The sequence below is a fragment of the Anaeromyxobacter sp. genome (genome assembly GCA_016718565.1).
GTDB lineage: Bacteria > Myxococcota > Myxococcia > Myxococcales > Anaeromyxobacteraceae > JADKCZ01.
This window is the reverse complement of the sequence record JADKCZ010000001.1, coordinates 56,080-75,164: the sequence shown is the minus strand read 5'-3', so window position 1 is coordinate 75,164 and position 19,085 is coordinate 56,080. Positions and strand designations below refer to the sequence as shown.

At 73.0% G+C, this 19,085-nt stretch carries 18 protein-coding genes; 14 read left to right on the top strand and 4 right to left on the bottom strand.

The window, feature by feature from the left end; all coding sequences use genetic code 11:
• Positions 1–33: 33 nt before the first annotated feature.
• The 4 genes from IPO09_00320 to IPO09_00305 are packed head-to-tail and all read left to right on the top strand — an operon-like array spanning position 34 to position 4,328.
• Positions 34–1,560 carry a F0F1 ATP synthase subunit alpha gene (locus IPO09_00320; GenBank protein ID MBK9515798.1) on the top strand — a complete coding sequence of 509 codons (1,527 nt, stop codon included), beginning with the start codon at positions 34–36 and terminating at the stop codon, positions 1,558–1,560.
• A gap of 30 nt (positions 1,561–1,590) precedes the next feature.
• Entirely contained in the window at positions 1,591–2,460 is an 870-nt protein-coding gene (gene atpG, locus IPO09_00315) for an ATP synthase F1 subunit gamma (GenBank protein ID MBK9515797.1), read from the top strand.
• A gap of 17 nt (positions 2,461–2,477) precedes the next feature.
• A complete protein-coding gene (gene atpD / locus IPO09_00310) occupies positions 2,478–3,926 on the top strand; it encodes a F0F1 ATP synthase subunit beta (protein ID MBK9515796.1) in 1,449 nt (482 codons plus the stop codon).
• Between the two features lie 3 nt (positions 3,927–3,929).
• Positions 3,930–4,328, top strand: coding sequence for a F0F1 ATP synthase subunit epsilon (locus IPO09_00305; protein ID MBK9515795.1), 399 nt, complete (start codon positions 3,930–3,932; stop codon positions 4,326–4,328).
• 162 nt (positions 4,329–4,490) lie between these two features.
• Here the strand turns inward: IPO09_00305 and IPO09_00300 are convergent, their stop codons facing one another.
• Positions 4,491–5,714, bottom strand: coding sequence for a response regulator (locus IPO09_00300; protein ID MBK9515794.1), 1,224 nt, complete (start codon positions 5,712–5,714; stop codon positions 4,491–4,493).
• A 208-nt stretch (positions 5,715–5,922) separates the two neighbouring features.
• Here IPO09_00300 and gyrA point away from each other — a divergent pair, with 208 nt between their 5' ends.
• From gyrA to IPO09_00250, 10 genes are all read left to right on the top strand, one after another.
• A complete protein-coding gene (gene gyrA / locus IPO09_00295) occupies positions 5,923–8,676 on the top strand; it encodes a DNA gyrase subunit A (GenBank protein MBK9515793.1) in 2,754 nt (917 codons plus the stop codon).
• A gap of 95 nt (positions 8,677–8,771) precedes the next feature.
• Positions 8,772–9,620 (top strand): tetratricopeptide repeat protein, encoded by an 849-nt coding sequence (locus IPO09_00290; GenBank protein ID MBK9515792.1) that lies wholly within the window; start codon positions 8,772–8,774, stop codon positions 9,618–9,620.
• On the top strand, positions 9,617–10,912 hold the full coding sequence (hemL, locus tag IPO09_00285; protein MBK9515791.1) for a glutamate-1-semialdehyde 2,1-aminomutase: 1,296 nt from the start codon (positions 9,617–9,619) through the stop codon (positions 10,910–10,912). The genes IPO09_00290 and hemL overlap by 4 nt, the downstream gene beginning before the upstream one ends.
• A 166-nt stretch (positions 10,913–11,078) precedes the next feature.
• The gene (locus IPO09_00280; protein MBK9515790.1) at positions 11,079–11,345 is read left to right on the top strand and encodes an AtpZ/AtpI family protein; all 267 of its coding nucleotides are present in this window, start codon (positions 11,079–11,081) and stop codon (positions 11,343–11,345) included.
• Positions 11,342–11,707: a hypothetical protein gene (locus IPO09_00275; protein ID MBK9515789.1), complete on the top strand. Its 366-nt coding sequence runs from the start codon at positions 11,342–11,344 to the stop codon at positions 11,705–11,707. Before IPO09_00280 ends, IPO09_00275 begins: the two co-directional genes overlap by 4 nt.
• Entirely contained in the window at positions 11,704–12,846 is a 1,143-nt protein-coding gene (atpB, locus tag IPO09_00270) for a F0F1 ATP synthase subunit A (protein MBK9515788.1), read from the top strand. The genes IPO09_00275 and atpB overlap by 4 nt, the downstream gene beginning before the upstream one ends.
• A 124-nt stretch (positions 12,847–12,970) precedes the next feature.
• Positions 12,971–13,201 (top strand): ATP synthase F0 subunit C, encoded by a 231-nt coding sequence (atpE, locus tag IPO09_00265; protein ID MBK9515787.1) that lies wholly within the window; start codon positions 12,971–12,973, stop codon positions 13,199–13,201.
• A gap of 44 nt (positions 13,202–13,245) precedes the next feature.
• Positions 13,246–13,782: a F0F1 ATP synthase subunit B gene (atpF, locus tag IPO09_00260; protein ID MBK9515786.1), complete on the top strand. Its 537-nt coding sequence runs from the start codon at positions 13,246–13,248 to the stop codon at positions 13,780–13,782.
• A gap of 110 nt (positions 13,783–13,892) precedes the next feature.
• On the top strand, positions 13,893–14,999 hold the full coding sequence (gene ychF, locus IPO09_00255; GenBank protein MBK9515785.1) for a redox-regulated ATPase YchF: 1,107 nt from the start codon (positions 13,893–13,895) through the stop codon (positions 14,997–14,999).
• Positions 15,000–15,474: 475 nt separating this feature from the next.
• The gene (locus tag IPO09_00250; GenBank protein MBK9515784.1) at positions 15,475–15,912 is read left to right on the top strand and encodes a hypothetical protein; all 438 of its coding nucleotides are present in this window, start codon (positions 15,475–15,477) and stop codon (positions 15,910–15,912) included.
• A gap of 70 nt (positions 15,913–15,982) precedes the next feature.
• Here the strand turns inward: IPO09_00250 and pdxA are convergent, their stop codons facing one another.
• From pdxA to IPO09_00235, 3 genes are all read right to left on the bottom strand, one after another.
• Positions 15,983–16,972 carry a 4-hydroxythreonine-4-phosphate dehydrogenase PdxA gene (pdxA, locus tag IPO09_00245; GenBank protein MBK9515783.1) on the bottom strand — a complete coding sequence of 330 codons (990 nt, stop codon included), beginning with the start codon at positions 16,970–16,972 and terminating at the stop codon, positions 15,983–15,985.
• An 89-nt stretch (positions 16,973–17,061) separates the two neighbouring features.
• Positions 17,062–18,027, bottom strand: a complete 966-nt coding sequence (locus IPO09_00240; GenBank protein MBK9515782.1) for a peptidyl-prolyl cis-trans isomerase — start codon at positions 18,025–18,027, stop codon at positions 17,062–17,064.
• A gap of 113 nt (positions 18,028–18,140) precedes the next feature.
• Positions 18,141–19,085 (bottom strand): peptidyl-prolyl cis-trans isomerase, encoded by a 945-nt coding sequence (locus IPO09_00235; GenBank protein MBK9515781.1) that lies wholly within the window; start codon positions 19,083–19,085, stop codon positions 18,141–18,143.

Sequence of the window (19,085 nt, the reverse complement as noted above, 5' to 3'; positions counted from 1 at the left end):
CGGCCTGACCGGCTCCCCCGGAGATTGACCGCAATGGACATCCGCGCCGACGAGATCAGCCGCATCATCCGCGACCAGATCAAGGACTACGGCAAGAAGGTCGACGTCGCCGAGACCGGCACCGTGCTCAGCCAGGCCGACGGCGTGGCCCGCATCTACGGCCTCTCCGGCGCGGCCGCCGGCGAGCTGCTGGACTTCGGCAACGGCGTCTCCGGCCTGGTGCTGAACCTGGAGGACGACAACGTCGGCGCCGCCATCATGGGCGCCTACGAGCACATCCGCGAGGGCGACCCCGTCAAGCGCACCGGCAAGATCGCCGAGGTGCCGGTGGGCGAGGAGCTGCTGGGCCGGGTGGTCGACGGCCTGGGCAACCCCATCGACGGCCGCGGCCCGCTCAACGCCAAGCACACCCGCAAGATCGAGATCAAGGCGCCCGGCATCGTGCAGCGCAAGTCGGTGCACGAGCCGATGCAGACCGGCCTGAAGGCCATCGACGCCCTGGTGCCGATCGGCCGCGGCCAGCGCGAGCTCATCCTGGGCGATCGCCAGACCGGCAAGACCGCCGTGGCCATCGACACCATCATCAACAACAAGGGCCAGGGCCTGCACTGCTTCTACGTGGCCATCGGCCAGAAGCAGTCGACCGTGGCCCGGGTGGTCGAGACGCTGAAGAAGTACGGCGCCATGGAGTACACCACGGTGGTGGCGGCCAACGCCTCCGACCCGGCCCCGCTGCAGTACCTGGCGCCCTACACCGGCGTCACCATGGCCGAGTACTTCCGCGACAGCGGGCGCCACGCCCTCATCGTGTACGACGACCTCTCCAAGCAGGCCGTCGCCTACCGGCAGCTCTCCCTGCTGCTGCGCCGCCCGCCGGGCCGCGAGGCGTACCCGGGCGACGTCTTCTACCTCCACTCCCGCCTGCTGGAGCGCGCCGCCAAGCTCTCCGACAAGGAGGGCGGCGGGTCGCTCACCGCGCTCCCCATCATCGAGACCCAGGCCGGCGACGTCTCGGCGTACATCCCGACCAACGTCATCTCGATCACCGACGGCCAGATCTTCCTGGAGTCCAACCTCTTCTTCCAGGGCCAGCGGCCCGCCATCAACGTGGGCATCTCGGTGTCCCGCGTCGGCGGCTCGGCGCAGATCAAGGCCATGAAGCAGGTGGCCGGCTCCCTCAAGCTCGACCTGGCCCAGTACCGCGAGCTGGCCGCCTTCGCCCAGTTCGGCTCCGACCTCGACAAGTCGACCCAGGAGACCCTGGCCCGCGGCGCCCGCCTGGTGGAGGTGCTGAAGCAGGGCCAGTACGATCCCATGTCGGTGGAGAAGCAGGTCATCCAGATCTACGCCGCCACCATGAAGGACGAGAACGGCCAGAGCTGGATCCGCGCCGTGGCCGTCGACAAGGTGGGCAAGTACATGAAGGAGCTGCTGGCCTTCCTGGACGGGCGCCACCCCGAGATCGCCAAGTCCATCGCCGAGAAGAAGCAGCTCGACGACGCCGTCAAGAAGTCGCTGGACGGCGCCCTCAAGGAGTTCCGCGGGATCTTCCAGGCGTAAGGGGCGCACCCCCCCCGAGCGAGGACCCACGTGCCTTCCCTTCGCGACATCCGAACCCGGATCACCTCGGTCAAGTCGACCAGGCAGATCACCAAGGCCATGAAGATGGTGGCCGCGGCCAAGCTGCGCCGCGCCCAGGACGCCATCCTCCGGACCCGCCCCTACGCCCAGCTCCTCGACAAGGCGCTCGGCCGGGTGGCGGCCAGGGCCATCGCCGACGAGGCCACCGTGCACCCGCTGCTGGCGCCGCGCGCCCAGCGGGTCGCCGAGGTGGTGGTCATCACCTCCGACCGCGGCCTGGCCGGCGGCTTCAACTCCAACATCATCCGGCGCACCCAGCGCTTCCTCACCGAGAACGGCGAGGCCTTCGAGAAGGTCGAGCTGGCCACCGTCGGGCGCAAGGCCAAGGACTTCCTCCGGGCCCGCAAGCTCGAGGTCCGCAAGGACTTCGTGGGCGTGCACCAGGGGCTGACCTACCTGAAGGCCGAGGCCATCGCGCAGGAGTACGTGGCGCGCTACCTGGCCGGCGAGGTCGACGCCGTCTACCTCTGCTACAACGAGTTCAAGAGCGCCATCTCGCAGACCCCGGTGGTGTTCCAGCTGCTGCCCATCCAGCCGCCGGCCGCCGAGTCTTCCGCCGGGGTCGACTTCGTCTACGAGCCGTCGCGGGAGGGCCTGCTGCAGGACCTGCTGCCCCGCCACGTCGCCATGCAGGTGTGGCGTGCGCTCCTCGAGTCGGCCGCCTCCGAGCACGGCGCACGCATGAGCGCCATGGAGTCGGCCACCAAGAACGCCGAGGAGATGATCGCGGCGCTCACCCTTCAGTACAACCGCGCGCGCCAGGCCTACGTCACCAAGGAGCTCATGGAGATCGTTGGCGGCGCCGAGGCGCTCAAGTAGCCGCGAGAGAGGACAACATGACCACCGCGACGAACGTCCAGAACGGCAAGATCACCCAGGTCATCGGCCCCGTGGTCGACGTGGAGTTCCCACCGGGCGGGCTGCCGGAGATCTACACGGCCTGCACCGTCACCAACCCGGGCATCAACGACCGGGCCGACAACCTGACCATCGAGGTCTCCCAGCACCTGGGCGAGAACACGGCGCGCTGCATCGCCATGGACTCCACCGAGGGCCTGGTGCGCGGCATGGCGGTGCGCAACACCGGCGCCAACATCTGCATGCCGGTCGGCAAGGAGGTGCTCGGCCGCATCCTCAACGTGGTGGGCGAGCCGGTGGACGAGCGGGGCCCGGTCAAGGCCACCCGCAAGTTCCCCATCCACCGCCCGCCGCCGCTGCTGGTGGAGCAGAACCCCAAGATCGAGGCCTTCGAGACCGGCATCAAGGTCATCGACCTCCTCGCCCCGTACCTGCGCGGCGGCAAGATCGGCCTGTTCGGCGGCGCCGGCGTGGGCAAGACGGTGCTCCTGATGGAGCTCGTCAACAACGTCGCCAAGGAGCGCGGCGGCTTCTCGGTGTTCGCCGGCGTGGGGGAGCGCACCCGCGAGGGCAACGACCTCTATCACGAGATGATGGAGTCGGGCGTCATCAACAAGGACGACCTGGAGAAGAGCCAGTGCGTGCTGGTGTACGGGCAGATGAACGAGCCGCCCGGCGCCCGCGCCCGCGTCGCCCTCTCGGCCCTCGCCATCGCGGAGTACTTCCGCGACGAGGAGAACCGGGACATGTTGCTCTTCATCGACAACATCTTCCGCTTCACCCAGGCGGGCTCCGAGGTGTCGGCGCTCCTCGGCCGCATCCCCTCCGCCGTGGGCTACCAGCCCACCCTCTCCACCGAGATGGGCGAGCTGCAGGAGCGCATCACCTCCACGCAGAAGGGCGCCATCACCTCGGTGCAGGCCATCTACGTGCCGGCCGACGACCTGACCGACCCGGCCCCTGCCACCGCCTTCGCGCACCTCGACGCCACCACGGTGCTCAACCGCAAGCTCACCGAGATCGGCATCTACCCGGCCGTGGACCCGCTCGACTCGACCAGCCGCATCCTCGACCCGTTGGTGGTCGGCGAGGAGCACTACAAGGTGGCCCGCGCCGTCCAGGAGACGCTGCAGCGCTACAAGGACCTGCAGGACATCATCGCCATCCTCGGCATGGACGAGCTCTCCGAGGACGACAAGCTGACGGTGGCCCGCGCCCGCAAGATCCAGCGCTTCCTCTCGCAGCCCTTCACCGTCGCCCAGCAGTTCACCGGCAACCCCGGCAAGTACGTCAAGCTCCCCGACACCATCCGCGGCTTCAAGGAGATCGTCGAGGGCAAGCACGACGACCTCCCGGAGCAGGCGTTCTACATGGTCGGTGGCATCGAGGAGGCCGTGGAGAAGGCCAAGAAGCTGGCCGCGGGGTAACACATGGCGCTCACCCTCGACATCGTCACGCCGGAGCGGCGCGTCCTCTCGGTCGCGTGCGACGAGGTGCGCGCCCCCGGCGTCCAGGGCGGCTTCGGCATCCGCACCCGCCACACCCCGTTCATGAGCGCGCTCGAGCCGGGCAAGCTCACCTACGTGGAGGGCGGCCGCGAGCACCACTTCGCCGTGGGCGGCGGCTTCCTGCAGGTGGCCGACGACAAGGTCATCGTGCTGGCCGACACCGCCGAGGCGGCCTCGGACATCGACGTGGACCGCGCCGTCAAGGCGCTGGCCGACGCCCAGGAGAAGCTCAAGAAGCTGACCCAGGACGACCGGACCCACGCCGAGGAGATGGCCCGGGTGCGCCGCGCCGCGGCCCGCCTCGGGGTGGTCGGCAAGTAGCCGCGCCGCAGCGCCGGCCGGTCCGCGAGGGGAGGGCCCACGGCCGGGTTCTCCCCTCCGCACGTCCGGGACCTGCGCGGCCCGAACCGACCGGGCACCTCTCGCGATCACGCCGAGCGTCGCCTCGCCCTGGCGAGGCGACGTCGAGGGGCGCCCCTCGCCCTAGCTCCCCGGCGGCGCGCCCTGCCGCGCCGAGGCCCGCCGCGGCAGCCGCACCCGGAAGCAGGCCCCGTGGCCCAGCGTCGACTCCACGTGGATGTCGCCGCCCAGGCCGTGGATGATGCCGTAGGCCACCGAGAGCCCCAGCCCCATGCCCTGGCCGGCCGGCCGGGTGGAGAAGAACGGGTCGAAGATGCGCGGCAGGATCTCGGGGGCGATGCCCGGCCCGCTGTCCTGGATGGAGATCTCCACGCCCACGTTGAGCTGGCGGATGCGCACCTGCACCAGGCCGCCGGGGCCGGAGACCTGCACCGCGTTCTCCACCACCGGCACCAGCCCCTGGGTCAGGAGCCGCCCCACCGACTCCACCGGCGGGCCCGGCTCCAGGTCCATCTCGAGGCGCGGCATGGCGGGGTAGCGCGAGCGGGCCAGCAGGAAGGCCGACTCCACCGCCTCGGCCGGGTCGACCAGCTCCTCGGCGGGCGCGTCGGGCGAGGCGATGATGCGCAGGTCGCCGGCGATCCGCTCCAGCCGCCGGCTGCCGTCGGCCAGCTCGCCGGCCAGGTCGCGCACGTCGCCGAGCGCCTCCGCCAGCTCGGCCGAGGGGGGGCCGGCCGCCGGCGAGGCCAGCCGGGAGATCTCGGCCACGGCGCGCTCCAGCGCCCGCGCCCCCGCCTTGATGTAGGACAGCGGGTTGTTGATCTCGTGGGCCAGCCCGGCCGCCAGCGTGCCCACGCTGGCCAGCTTGCCGGCCCGCACCAGCGCCGACTGGGCCTGCCGCAGCGCCGCGTTGGTGGCCTCCAGCTCGCGGGTGCGGGCCTCCAGCGCCGTCATGGCGCGCCGCAGCCGGAGCAGCGACGCCACCCGGGCCCTGAGCTCGCGCTCGCGCAGCGGCTTGTAGAGGTAGTCGTCGGCGCCGGCCTCCAGCCCGAGGGCCCGCGAGGTGGCGTCGGCCAGGGTGGTGACCAGGATGAAGGGCACGTCGGCCAGGCCGGGGGTCTGGCGGATGCGCCGGCACAGCTCGCTGCCGGAGATGCCGGGCAGGATCAGGTCGGAGACGATGACGTCGGGCCGGAAGGCCGGGGCGCGGGCCAGGGCGTCCTCGCCCGTCTCCACCACCAGCACCTCGTGCCCCGGCTCGAGCAGCGAGCGGATGAGCGCCCGCATGGTGGCCGAGTCGTCGCAGACGAGGACGCGCGGAAGCGGCGCTGGCGGGGTCTCTGGCATCGGCTCCGGGCGGGGGTTCTCGAGCGCTGGGCCCGGCCCTCGACCATGCCCACGCCCGGTGGCGCTTTGCAAGCGCCGAGGGGCCCCCGGCGAGGGGCCAGAGACCCCCGAGAGCCTTGAGATTCTTGCGTTTCCCGGCTATGACCGACCCCTGCTGCGCGCCTGCCCGGAGCCCTCGCTCCGACCCCCGCGCCCGCACCCCGCACCGATGCCAGACGAGACCCTGCCGCCGCCCCCGACCGACGCGCCCCCGCCGCCCGTGCCCCCCGCGCCGCCGCCGCCCGGCGACCCGCACCGCGCCCAGGTCAACATCGAAGACGAGATGCGCAAGTCGTATCTCGACTACTCGATGTCGGTCATCATCGGCCGCGCCCTGCCCGACGTGCGCGACGGCCTGAAGCCGGTGCACCGCCGCATCCTCTACGCGATGCACACCGAGGGGCTGCACCACAACAAGCGCTACTCCAAGTGCGCCGGCGTGGTGGGCGAGGTGCTCAAGAAGTACCACCCGCACGGCGACGCCTCGGTCTACGACGCGCTGGTGCGCCTGGTGCAGGACTGGAACCTGCGCTACCCGCTCATCGACGGCCAGGGCAACTTCGGCTCGGTGGACGGGGACCCGGCCGCCGCCTACCGCTACACCGAGTCGCGCCTCGAGAAGCTGGCCGACTTCCTGCTCGCCGACATCGACAAGGAGACGGTGGAGTGGGGCCCCAACTTCGACGACACCACCGTCGAGCCGCTGGTCATGCCGACCAGGTTCCCCAACCTGCTGGTCAACGGCTCCTCCGGCATCGCCGTGGGCATGGCCACCAACATCCCGCCGCACAACATGTCGGAGGTCATCGACGCGGTGGTGCACCTGCTGCACGAGCCCAAGGCCACGGTGGCCGACCTGATGCGCTTCATCCCCGGGCCGGACTTCCCCACCGCGGGCATCATCCTGGGGCGCGACGGCATCAAGAAGGCCTACGAGGAGGGGCGCGGCAACATCCAGGTGCGCGCCCGCGCCACGGTCGAGGTCCACCCCAAGACCGAGCGCGAAGCCATCGTGGTCACGGAGATCCCGTACCAGGTCAACAAGGCCAAGCTGGTGGAGCACATCGCCGAGCTGGTGCGCGAGAAGCGGGTCGAGGGCATCAGCGACCTGCGCGACGAGTCCTCCCGCGAGGGCATGCGCATCGTCATCGAGCTGAAGCGCGACGCGCTGGCGCAGGTGGTCCTCAACAACCTCTACGCCCACACCGCCATGCAGTCCGGCTTCGGGGTGACGCTGCTGGCCATCGACGCCGGGCAGCCGCGCATCCTCACCCTGAAGGAGGTGCTGGAGCGGTTCGTGGCCCACCGGCGCGACGTGGTGACGCGGCGCACCCGCTACGAGCTGCGCCAGGCCCGGGCCCGCGAGCACATCCTGCTGGGCCTGCAGATCGCCCTCGACCACCTCGACGAGATCATCGAGCTGATCCGGGCGGCCGGCGACCGCGAGACGGCCCGCCTCGGCCTGATGGAGCGCTTCGCCCTCTCCGAGCTGCAGGCCCGCGCCATCCTGGAGATGCAGCTGCAGCGCCTGACCGGCCTGGAGCGGCAGAAGATCCTGGACGAGCTGGCCGAGGTGCAGGCCACCATCACCCGCCTCAAGGAGATCCTGGCCTCGGAGCAGGTGCTGCAGCAGGTGGTCATCGGCGAGCTGATGGAGGTGCGCCAGCTCTTCGGCGACGAGCGCCGCACCGAGATCCAGGGCGCCCAGGCCGACCTCGACACCGAGGACCTGATCGCCGAGGAGGAGATGGTGGTCACCGTCTCCCACGCCGGCTACGTCAAGCGGAACCCGGTCAGCCTGTACCGCGCCCAGCGGCGCGGCGGGCGCGGCCGGACCGGCGCCACCGCCCGCGACGAGGACTTCCTGGAGAGCCTCTTCGTGGCCTCCACCCACAGCTACCTGCTGGTCTTCTCCGACCGCGGCCGCGCCTACTGGCTCAAGGTCCACGAGATCCCGCAGGCCGGCCGCACCGCCCGGGGCAAGCCCATCGTCAACCTGGTGCAGCTGGCGCCGGGCGAGAAGGTGGCCGCCATCCTGCCGGTGCGCCGCCTGCCCGAGCCGCCCGGCCGCGGCGACGACGCGGCCGAGGCCGCCGACGCCGTCGAGCCGGCCGCTGCCGAGGGCGAGGGCGCCCCGGAGGCCCCCGAGGCCGGCGAGGCCGCCGAGCTGGAGGAGACCCCCGGCCTGGTGCACGTCTTCATGGCCACCCGGCGCGGCCTGGTGAAGAAGACCCGGCTGGACGCCTACGCGCGCCCCCGCGCCATGGGCATCATCGCGGTGGGCATCGAGGAGGGCGACGAGCTCATCGCCGCCCGGCTCAGCACCCCCGGCGACCACGTCCTGCTCTCCACGGCCCAGGGCATGGCCATCCGCTTCGAGGAGGCCAAGGTCCGGGCCACCGGGCGCGGCACCTACGGCGTGCGCGGCATCAACCTGGAGGAGGGCGACGAGGTGGTCTCGGCCGAGGTGCTGCCGGCGCCGCTGCCGGGCGCCCCGCTGCCCACCATCCTCACCGTCACCCGCAACGGCTACGGCAAGCGGACCGAGCTCGGCGAGTACCGGATCCAGAGCCGCGGCGGCAAGGGGCTCATCACCATCAAGACCTCCGAGCGCAACGGCCCGGTGGTGGCGGCGGCGCGGGTCCTCGAGTCGGAGGAGGTCATGCTGATCACCAACCGCGGCATGCTCATCCGCATGGCCGCCAGCGGCATCAGCGTCATCGGCCGCAACACCCAGGGCGTCCGCATGATCGCCCTCGAGTCGAGCGACGAGCAGGTGGTGGGCGTGGCGCCGGTGGCCGAGACCAGCCCGGAGGCCGAGGCGGCCGGGGTGGAGGAGGGCGGCGCCGAGGTGGCGGCGCCGGTGGAGACCGCGCCCGCCGACGAGGGCGGCAGCGAGGGGGAGGGGGAGGCGGGGGTGTGAGGCTGGCCCCCGCCCGCCGGCCCCGCGCCGCTGGCGGCGCCGCCACGGCGCGCCGACGCGCCCCGGCCCGGCGCCCCGGCGCCTGGTGGGCCGGCCTGCTGGCGGCCGCCCTGCTGCTCGGCGCCTGCAGCTCGCCCGAGTCCAGGCTGGAGGCGGCCGCGGCGCAGCGCCGCGCCGGCCAGCCCGGGCCGGCGCTGGCCGCCTACCAGGCGCTGCTGGGCAGCCTGGGCGAGGGGCCGCTGGCCGCCGCCGACGCCGCGGTGCGTCTCAAGGCGCTGCAGGCGGCCGGCGACCTCGCCTACCTGGAGCTGGGCGACTACGCCGGCGCCATCGCCTACTACCGCCGCATCATCTCGCTGGCGCCCGGCGGCCCCGAGGCGCTGGCCGCCCGCGGCGTCATCGGCGACATCTTCCGCGACCGCTTCCAGGACCGGCTGGCGGCCATCGCCCAGTGGGCCGACGTGGCGGCCAGCGACGCGCCGCAGGCGGCCGCCTACCAGCTCAAGGTGGCCCGCGAGTACCTGGAGCTGGGCAACACCACCCAGGCCCGGCTGGAGGCGCGGGCGCTGCGCGAGCGCTGGCCCGACTCGGCCGCGGCCGACGAGGCGCAGCTGCTCACCGGCCTCTCCTGGGCGCTGGAGCAGCGGCGCGAGGAGGCGCTGGGCGCCTTCCAGGCGCTGCTGGAGCGCCACCCCGCCCCCGAGCTGGCGGCCCGCGCCCTGGAGGGGCAGGCCCACCTCTACGCCCAGGGCGGCGCGCTCGACCGCGCGCTCGAGCTGTACGCCCTGGCGCTCCCCGTCCACCCCAACCCGGAGGCCATCCGCACCAACATCGAGGCGGTGCGGCGGCGGCGGGAGGCGGCCAGGACGGCCACCCCCGGCGACCGCGAACAGGCCTTCGACTTCGGCAAGCAGAAGCCCACCACCCGCGAGATCACGCCATGAAGACCGACCTCTCCGAGAAGCTGTTCCTGAAGGCGAACACCCTCTTCCCCGGCGGCGTCAACTCGCCGGTGCGCGCCTTCAAGGGCGTGGGCGGCACGCCGCGCTTCATCGCCCGCGGCCGCGGCAGCCACCTCACCGACGTCGACGGCAACGACTACGTCGACTACGTCCTCTCCTGGGGCCCGCTCATCGCCGGCCACTGCCACCCCGAGGTGATGCGCCAGGTCCAGGACGCCCTCAAGGAGGGCTCGTCCTTCGGCGCCCCCTGCCCGCGCGAGATCGTGCTCGGCGAGCTGGTGCGCGAGCGCGCCCCCTGGATCGAGAAGATGCGCTTCTGCTCCTCCGGCACCGAGGCCACCACCGCCGCCATCCGGGTGGCCCGCGGCTTCACCGGCCGCGACGACCTGGTGAAGTTCGACGGCTGCTACCACGGCGCCGGCGACCCCCTGCTGGTGAAGGCCGGCTCGGGCGTGGAGACCCTGGGCCTGCCCGACTCGCCGGGCGTGCCGGCCGACGTGGCCCGCCACACGCTGACCGCGCCCTACAACGACCTGCCGGCCCTCACCCGCCTCTTCGCCGAGCGGGGCAAGGACATCGCCGCCGTCATCATCGAGCCGGTGGTGGGCAACATGGGCGTCATCGTGCCGCGCCCCGGCTTCCTCGAGGGCATCCACGCCCTGTGCCGGCAGCACGGCGCCCTCTTCATCGTGGACGAGGTGATGACCGGCTTCCGGCTCGGCAGCGGCGGCGCCTGCGGCCTCTACGGCCTGCGCCCCGACCTGGTCTGCTTCGGCAAGGTCATCGGCGGCGGCCTGCCGGTGGGCGCCTTCGGCGGCCGCGCCGACGTGATGGACCGGGTGGCGCCGGCCGGGCCCATCTACCAGGCCGGCACCCTCTCCGGGAACCCGATGGCCATGGCGGCCGGCACCGCCACGCTGCGGCTCATGACCCCCGCCTCCTACGAGCTGCTGGAGGCCCGCGGCGCCGCGCTGGCGGCCGGGCTGCTGGAGGCGGCGGCCCAGGCCAAGGTGCCGGTGCAGCTCAACCGGGTGGGCTCGATGCTGACCGTCTTCTTCACCGAGACCCCGGTCTTCGACGCCGCCTCGGCCCGCCTGGCCTCGGCGAAGCGGTTCGGCGCCTTCTTCCACGCCATGCTGGAGGGCGGGGCCTACTTCCCGCCGTCCCAGTTCGAGGCCGCCTTCCTCTCCACGGCCCACACCGAGGGCGACCTCGACCAGACCCTGGCCGCCGCCCGGGTGGGCTTCGCGGCCGCGGCGAAGGTCCAGGCCTGACGCGGGGTTAGCCCCTCGGGGTGGGAGGCCCGCCCCGGGGGTGCGCGCCCGTTGACGGACCGTGTGCGCCTTGCTATACGGGCGTGCCCTGCGCCTCACCGAACCGTGCTTCTTCCCTGGTGATTTACCGGGTCCGGCGGCGCGGGGTCGAGAGGCAGGGCAGGGCATGGCCGACCCCGGCGATCGAGAGCGCCGGGAGCGGGACGAGGCAGGGCTCTCGAGCCTGGCGGCCGCCTACCGCAAGGCAGCGCCGTACACGGCGGCCTCGAGCAGCCTGGTGATCGCCGTCGGTGGCTTCACCTGGCTGGGCATCAAGGCCGACGAGTGGCTGGGCACGCGGCCCTGGCTGACGCTGGCCGGAGTCGCGGTGGGCATGACGGGTGGCTTCATCAGCTTCTTCAGGACGGTCCTCGGGAACGCCAAGAAACCGTGAAGTACCAAGTCGCCACCGCCGCCGCCGCCCTCCTCTTCGTGCTCGCCGCGACGCTGGTGGGCGCCCAGCGCACCGCCGCCGTCACCGGGGCCACCATCGCCGGCGCGACCGCGCTGGTCTCCATCTGGGCCATGGGCCGCGCCGCCCACGGCCCGGGCAACGCCACCCAGGGGATGCTGGCCGTCATGGCGGTGCTCTTCCTGGTGCGGCTGGTGCTGGTCGGGGTCGGCACCGTGCTGACGGGCCGCGCCGGCCTCGACGCCATCGCCTTCGTGGTCGCCTTCTTCGTGCCGTACTTCGCCTTCAGCGCCCTCGAGGGCGCCTTCGTCCACTCGCTGCGCCGGCAGGGGACCACCGCATGATCGCCTCCACCCTCGTCACCCTCGCGCTCCAGGCCCTGCTGGCCTCCTCCGACCCGGCCCACGCCGCGCCCCCGGCCCACGCGGTGGAGCAGGCGGCCGACCACGGCGCCGCCGCCACCATGGACCACGGCGCCCCCGCGGGCGAGCACGGCGCGCCCGCCGAGCACGGCGCCGCGGCCGGCGGCCACGGCGCGGTCCACGACGAGAGCCTGGGCGCGGTGATGATGCACCACGTCACCGACGGCTACGTCATCGAGTACCCGGGCCTCTGCGAGAAGGAGGGCGCCGGCGGCTTCCACTGGAACTGCGAGTGGAACCTGCGCCGCACCTTCGGCACCGTCACCGAGGTGGACGCGGCCGGCCACGAGCACGCGGTGTCCGGCCCGTTCGTCTTCGGCGGCCTCGACATGACGCCCAGCAAGCACGTCATCATGATGTGGCTGGCCACGGCGCTGCTCTTGCTGGTGGTCTTCTCGGCGCTGCGCAAGAAGGCCATGGTGCCCTCCGGGCTCTACAGCTTCGTCGAGGTGCTGGTGAAGTTCGTCCGCAACGACCTGGCGGTGGCCAACATCGGCAAGGAGAACGCCGATCGCTTCCTGCCCTACCTGCTGACGGCCTTCTTCTTCATCCTCTTCGTCAACCTCTTCGGCCTGCTGCCCTACTCCGGCACCGCCACCGCCAACATCAACGTGACGGTCTGCCTGGCGCTCTTCACCTTCCTCATCACCCAGTACGCCGCCATCAGCGGCATGGGGCTGGGCGGCTACCTGGCCCACCTGACCGGCGGCGTGCCCAAGTCGCTCTGGCCGCTCTGGTTCATCATGATCCCGGTGGAGATCCTGGGGCTCTTCACCAAGCCCTTCGCCCTCACCGTCCGACTCTTCGCCAACATGGTGGCCGGCCACTTCGTCATCCTGGCGCTGCTCGGCCTGATCTTCGCCATCTCGGTCTGGGTCTTCCCCGTCTCGGTGGCGCTGGCGCTGGCCATCTTCATGCTGGAGCTCTTCGTGGCCTTCGTGCAGGCCTACATCTTCACCATGCTCTCCTCGCTCTTCATCGGCGCCGCCTTCGCGCACGCCGGCCACGGCGACGAGCACGGCGAGGACCACGGCCACGGCCACGCCGAGGCGCACCACTAGCCTTCCCGCTTCACTGACGTGGCCCGGGGTGTTCCCGGGCCATGGGTCGTCGAGCGCAGCACGCGCCACGGGTCACGGCGGACCGTCCTTCACCGCCGCTGCTGCAGCACCAAGGAGTGACACCATGAACCAGTTCTCGCTCGGGTACTTCGCCGCCGGCATCGGCGCCGGCCTCGCCGTCATCGGCGCCGGCCTCGGCATCGGCAAGCTCGCCGCCGCCGCCATGGAGGGCTCGGCCCGCCAGCCCACCGCCGCCGGCGACATCCGCACCTCGATGATCATCGCCGCCGCCCTCATCGAAGGCGCCACGCTGTTCGCCATCGTGGTCACGCTGCTCCTCGCCATCGCCAAGTAGTCCGGCCCTCCGGCCAACACCGGCCGGACCCGGAAGGAGCCGTCATGGCCCTCAACGCTCTCCCCGCCCCGGTGCTGGCCGCCGGTGCGCTCACCGACATCAACCCGGGGCTCACGCTCTGGGCCGCCATCACCTTCCTGGTGCTGCTGGTGGTGCTCTCCAAGTTCGCTTGGGGCCCCATCGTCAAGATGCTCGACGCCCGGGAGAAGTCCATCCACGAGGCGATCGAGTCGGCCAAGAAGGAGCGCGGCGAGGCGGAGAAGCTGCTCGCCGCCCAGAAGGAGTCGCTGGCCAAGGCCACCCGCGAGGCGGCCGAGCTGGCCCGCCGCAGCCAGGAGGAGGTCGCGGCGTTCCGCCGGGACCTCACCGCCAAGGCCGAGAAGCAGGCCGCCGAGCTGGTGGCCGACGCCCGCAAGCAGATCATCGAGGAGAAGACCAAGGCCATCGGCGAGCTGAAGGTGATGGTGGCGGACCTCGCCATCGACGCCGCCGGCAAGCTGGTCAAGGCCAGCCTGGACGAGAAGGCCCAGCGCCAGCTGGTGGCCGACTACCTCGCGCAGCTCCCGGCCGGCCGCGCCTAGGCGGCAGGTCGAACCCGTTTCGCCGGCCCCGGCGCGCCCTCCCGAAGGGCCGCCGGGGCCGTTTTCATTGAGTCGCCCGCCGCTGCGGCGGGCGCGCACGAGGGAACACCATGGCGCTCGGCATCGGCATCGTCGGCCTCCCCAACGTCGGCAAGTCCACCCTGTTCAACGCCCTGCTCGGCACGGCGCAGGCGGCGGCGGCCAACTACCCGTTCTGCACCATCGAGCCCAACCTGGGCGTGGTGCCGGTGCCCGACCAGCGGCTGGCGGACCTCTCGGCGCTCTTCGGGCCGGAGAAGACCACCCCCACCACGCTGGAGTTCATCGACATCGCCGGCCTGGTGGCCGGCGCCTCCAAGGGCGAGGGGCTGGGCAACCAGTTCCTGGCCACCATCCGCGAGGTGGACGCCATCGCCCACGTGCTGCGCTGCTTCGTGGACCCGGACGTGATCCACGTGGCCGGCCAGGTCGACCCGCGCAGCGACCGCGACGTGGTCGAGACCGAGCTGATGCTCAAGGACCTCGAGACGGTCGACAAGCGGCGCGAGCGGACGGTGAAGAACACCAAGACCGCCGGCAAGGTGGGCGAGCTGGCCAAGGCCGAGGTGGCCCTGCTCGACGTGCTCAAGGCCGGCCTGAACGCCGGCACGCCGGTGCGCCGCCAGCGGCTGACGGACGAGGGCAAGGCGCTGGCCCGCGAGCTGGCGCTGCTCACCTCCAAGCCGGTGCTCTACATCGCCAACGTGGACGACACCGAGCTGGCGCCGGACGACCCGCACGTGGCCCTGGTGAAGGCGCTGGCCGACGAGGAGGGCGCGCCCATGGTGGTCATCTGCGGCAAGGTGGAGGCCGAGCTGGTCGAGCTGCCGCCCGCCGAGCGCGAGGAGTTCCTGAAGAGCATGGGGATGGCGGAGCCCGGCCTGAACCGGCTGGTGCGGGCCGGCTACGACCTCCTCAACCTCATCACCTACTTCACCTCCGGCGGCGACGAGTGCCGCGCCTGGACGGTGCACCGCGGCGACACCGCGCCCAAGGCCGCCGGCGTCATCCACACCGACTTCGAGAAGGGCTTCATCAAGGCCGAGGTCATCCGGGTGGAGGACCTGCTGGAGCTCAAGACCGACGCGGCCTGCCGGGAGAAGGGCAAGCTGCGCATCGAGGGCAAGGAGTACGTGGTGCAGGACGGCGACGTCATGCACTTCCGCTTCAACGTCTGACGCTCCCCCTCACCCCGGCCCTCTCCCCCAGCGAGCTGGGGGAGAGGGAGCAGAGCGTGCTGAGCCTCCCCCGTTGAGCCCCCTCTCCCCTCCGGGGAGAGGGCAGGGGTGAGAGGCACCTGCGTCCACCCGCGGTTGAGTCTCCCTCTCCCCTCCGGGGAGAGGGCAGGGGTGAGGGGTACCCGCGTCCGCCCGCGGTTGAGTCTCCCTCTCCCCTCCGGGGAGAGGGCAGGGGTGAGGGGTACCTGCGTCCACCCGCGGTTGAGTCTCCCTCTCCCCTCCGGGGAGAGGGCAGGGGTGAGGGGTGCCTGCGTCCACCCGCGGTTGAGTCTCCCTCTCCCCTCCGGGGAGAGGGCCGGGGTGAGGGGCTGTGCCCCGGTCCACCGCGGGCCAGGCAGGCCCCGGAAGACGAACGCCCCGGTGACCAGGGCGGTCGCCGGGCGTTCCAGGTGGCAGCCGCGGAAGGGCGGCCGCGGTGCGGCGGTGCGGCCTGGACCTTGGAGGCGGCCACGGCCTTCTCGGCCGGGGTGACCGCCTTGGTCAGCGCGCCGACGGCGGCGCCGGCGACGGCGCCCATGACGGCGAAGAGGGAGGCGATGCCGGTGACGCCGAGGACCATGCCGAAGACGATGAGGGCGCGGACCAGGAAGGTGGCCTGGACCGGGGTGCCGACGATGCCGCCGGCGAGGAGCAGGCCGGCGTAGCCGCCGTAGAGGATGGAGGGCAGGAGGGCCAGGGCCAGGAAGGCCGCCAGGCCGATGCCGGCGCCGACGAGGGCGAAGGTCTTGTTCTGGGGCTTCGAGTTCGTGGTCGTCATGGCGTTCTCCAGTTCAGGTTGAGGTGTGGGGCCGCGTCGCGCTGCCACCTGACTCCTCCCAAGTGCACCTGCCTTGCCAACCCGGCGCCCACCTGATTCCGGGGGGTTGCGCAACCGGCTGTCGGGATCCCCCGACGCCGCGCCGCGCCGGGGGGACGACCTTCGGTCAGGCCCCGCGGCGCGCCCGCACCCGGGCGATGCGCGCGGCCAGCCGGAGCGCGGCCACCATGCTGGCGGCGCTGGCCTTCCCGGTGCCGGCCAAGGAGTAGGCCACCCCGTGGTCGGGGCTGGTCCGCACGATGGGCAGCCCGAGCGTCACGTTCACCGCGGCGTCGCCCATCACCGAGTCGAGCAGCTTCACCGGGATGAGCCCCTGGTCGTGGTAGAGCGCCACCACCGCGTCGAACTCCCCGAGCGCGGCCCGGAAGAAGACCGAGTCGGCGGGGAAGGGGCCGGCCGCCGGGGTGCGGCCCCGCCGCGCCAGGGCCAGCGCCGGCTGGCAGAGCCGGGCCTCCTCGTCGCCCACCGTCCCGGACTCGCCGGCGTGCGGGTTCCAGGCCGCCAGGGCGATGCGCGGCCTGGCCACGCCGAGGTCCTGCACCAGCGCCCGGTGCGTCACCGCGATGGTCTCGGCGATGAGCGCCGGCGTGAGCGCGGCGCGCACCGACGAGAGCGGCAGGTGGTTGGTCACCAGCGCCACCTTGAGCCGCTGGCCCGCCAGCATCATCACCGAGCGCCCGCCGCCGCCGCGCGCCTCCAGCCACTCGGTGTGGCCCACGAAGCCGGGCAGGGCCAGGGCCACCTGGGCCTTGGAGACCGGGGCGGTGCAGAGCGCCGCCGCCGCGCCGTTCTGCACCAGGTCGTAGGCCGCGGTGAGGAAGGCCAGCTGGGCGGCGCCCCCCAGCGGCGCCGGCCGCCCCGGCGCCAGCGCCCGCGCCGCCAGCCGGGTCACCGCCACGAAGGCCCCGCCGCGCGGCAGCCGCTCGCCCGGCTCCAGCACCGGCAGCCCGAGCCGCCCGAAGCCGCGCTCCAGCAGCCCGGGGTCGCCGCACAGCAGCGGCGTCACCTCGCGGCCGAGCTCGCGCAGCGCGGCCGCGGTCACCTCCGGCCCGATGCCGGAGGGGTCACCCAGCGAGATGGCGATGCGTGCGCTCACGGGAGGTCTCCGCGGGCGCCACGGCGCCCGCCACGGGGGAGGGGTCCGGCCAGGGCGGCGCCGGGTGGGCGCGCCGGCGCGGGGTCGCCCTAGTCCTTCAGCTCGGGCAGCCGGAGGTCGATGACCGCGTCGCGCTTCAGCTCGGCCACGTACTGGTCGCGGTAGGAGGCGGTCTGCTCCTGCACCAGCAGGTCGCGGATCTCGTCCTTGGCCTCCTCGAAGGCCTTGCCGCCGGCGCGGCGCCGCTCCACCAGCTGGAAGAGGTGCAGCCCGGGCCCGGCCCGCACCGGCCGGGAGACCTCGCCGTCGGCCAGCGGCAGGTACACGTCCTCCAGGTCCTTCTGCACGTCGCCGCGCTTCAGCCAGCCCAGGTCGCCGGAGTCGCCCGGCGCGCCGCCGGCGTCCTTCGCCACCGCGGCGAAGGCCTCGCCGGCCACCAGCCGCCGGCGCAGCGCCTCGCCCAGCGCCTGGGCGGCCTGCTGCGCCGCCGGCGCGGCCCCCTCCGCCAGCGGCAGGAAGAGGTGGCGCACGTGCACCTCCTCGGCGCCGCCGAAGGCGGTGGGGCGGGTCTGGTAGTAGTTCTTCAGGTCCTCGTCCGAGACCTTCACCCGGCTGCGCACCTTGTAGTTGAGCACCTGCATCGACTCGAGCTCGCGCCGCACCTGGGCCTTGAACCCCTTGCGGTCGAGCCCCTGGCCGGCCAGCGCCAGGTCGAGCTGGGCGTCGTCGAAGCCGTTGCGCTTCTTGATGTCCTCCACCGCGGCGTCCACCTGACCGTCGGACACCTCCAGCTGCAGCGTCACCGCCTGCTCGCGGAAGAGCCGCTCGGCCACCACCAGCTCCCAGGCGCGGCGCAGCAGGCGCTGCACCGCCTGGTCGCGCTCCGGCCCGGGCGGCAGCTGGTCGGCGCGCAGCCACTCGCCGCCGGCCCGCTCCTGCAGCTCGCGCAGCGTGACCACCTCGCCGTTCACGGTGGCGGCCACCCGGTTGAGGACCAGGCGCGGCCCGGGCGGCGCCACCTCCGGCTCCCGCACCGGCGGGGGCGCCGGGGCCACGGGCGCCGGGGCCTTGCCGGCCCGGGGGGCCTTCTCGCTCCGGTGGGTCGGGTCGGGCTTCTGGCCCCGGGGGGCCGGCACGGCGGCGAGGGCGAGGACGAGGAGGGCGTGGATCACGGGGTCACCGCGGCGAGGGCCGCCTGGTCGATCTGGATGGTGGCGCGGGCGCGCAGCGTGGCGAGGTACTCCTCCTGCGCCCGGGCCCGCTTGTCGCGCAGCAGCCGCTCGGCGATCCCGGCGCGCGCCTGCTCCAGGGCGCGCCGCGAGGCCGGCTTCTTCTCCACGACCTTGAAGAGGTGGAAGCCGTAGGGCGACGGCGTCACCTCGGAGAGCGTGTTCAGCGGCAGGGTGAAGCAGACCTCGAAGACCTCGGGGAAGCCGGCGCGGTGCTCGATCCAGCCCAGGTCGCCGCCGTTCTTCCCCTCCGGGGCGATGGAGGCCCGCCGCGCCACCTCGGCGAAGGCGGCCGGGTCGCGGCGCAGCTGCTCGCGCACCCGCGCGGCCTCGTCGCGGCTGGCCACCACCACCTGGAGCACCCGCACCTTCTCGGCCTCCTGGAACTCGGCGGCGTGGTCGGCGTACCAGCGGTCCACCTCGGCGTCCTCCACCCGGACCCGCGGGAAGACCTCCTCGTGGAAGAGCCGCTCGACGGTGAGCTGGTCCTTGAGCCGGGCCTTCAGCTCGCCCTGGCTGAGGCGCTCCTGGGCCAGCATGTCGTCGAAGTGCGTGCCCGGGTACTCGTTGCGGATGCGCAGGAAGGCCCGCTCCACCTGGTCCTGGCCGACCACCACCGAGCGGGCCCGGGCCTGCTGCAGCAGCAGGGCCCGGTCCACCAGGTCGTCGAGGACGCGGCGCCGCAGGACGTCGCCTGGCCCCTCGCCCTCGCCGCCGGCCTGCGTCTGCCGGAGCTCGCGGGCCAGGGTGGCGGGGGCCACCGGCTCGCCGTTCACCAGCGCCACCGGCGTGGGGCCGGCCGGGGCCGCCGGCGCGCTCCCCCCGCAGCGGCCGCAGGCGGCGGCCGAGAGGGCGAGCGCGAGGAGGGCGGCCCGGCCAGCCAC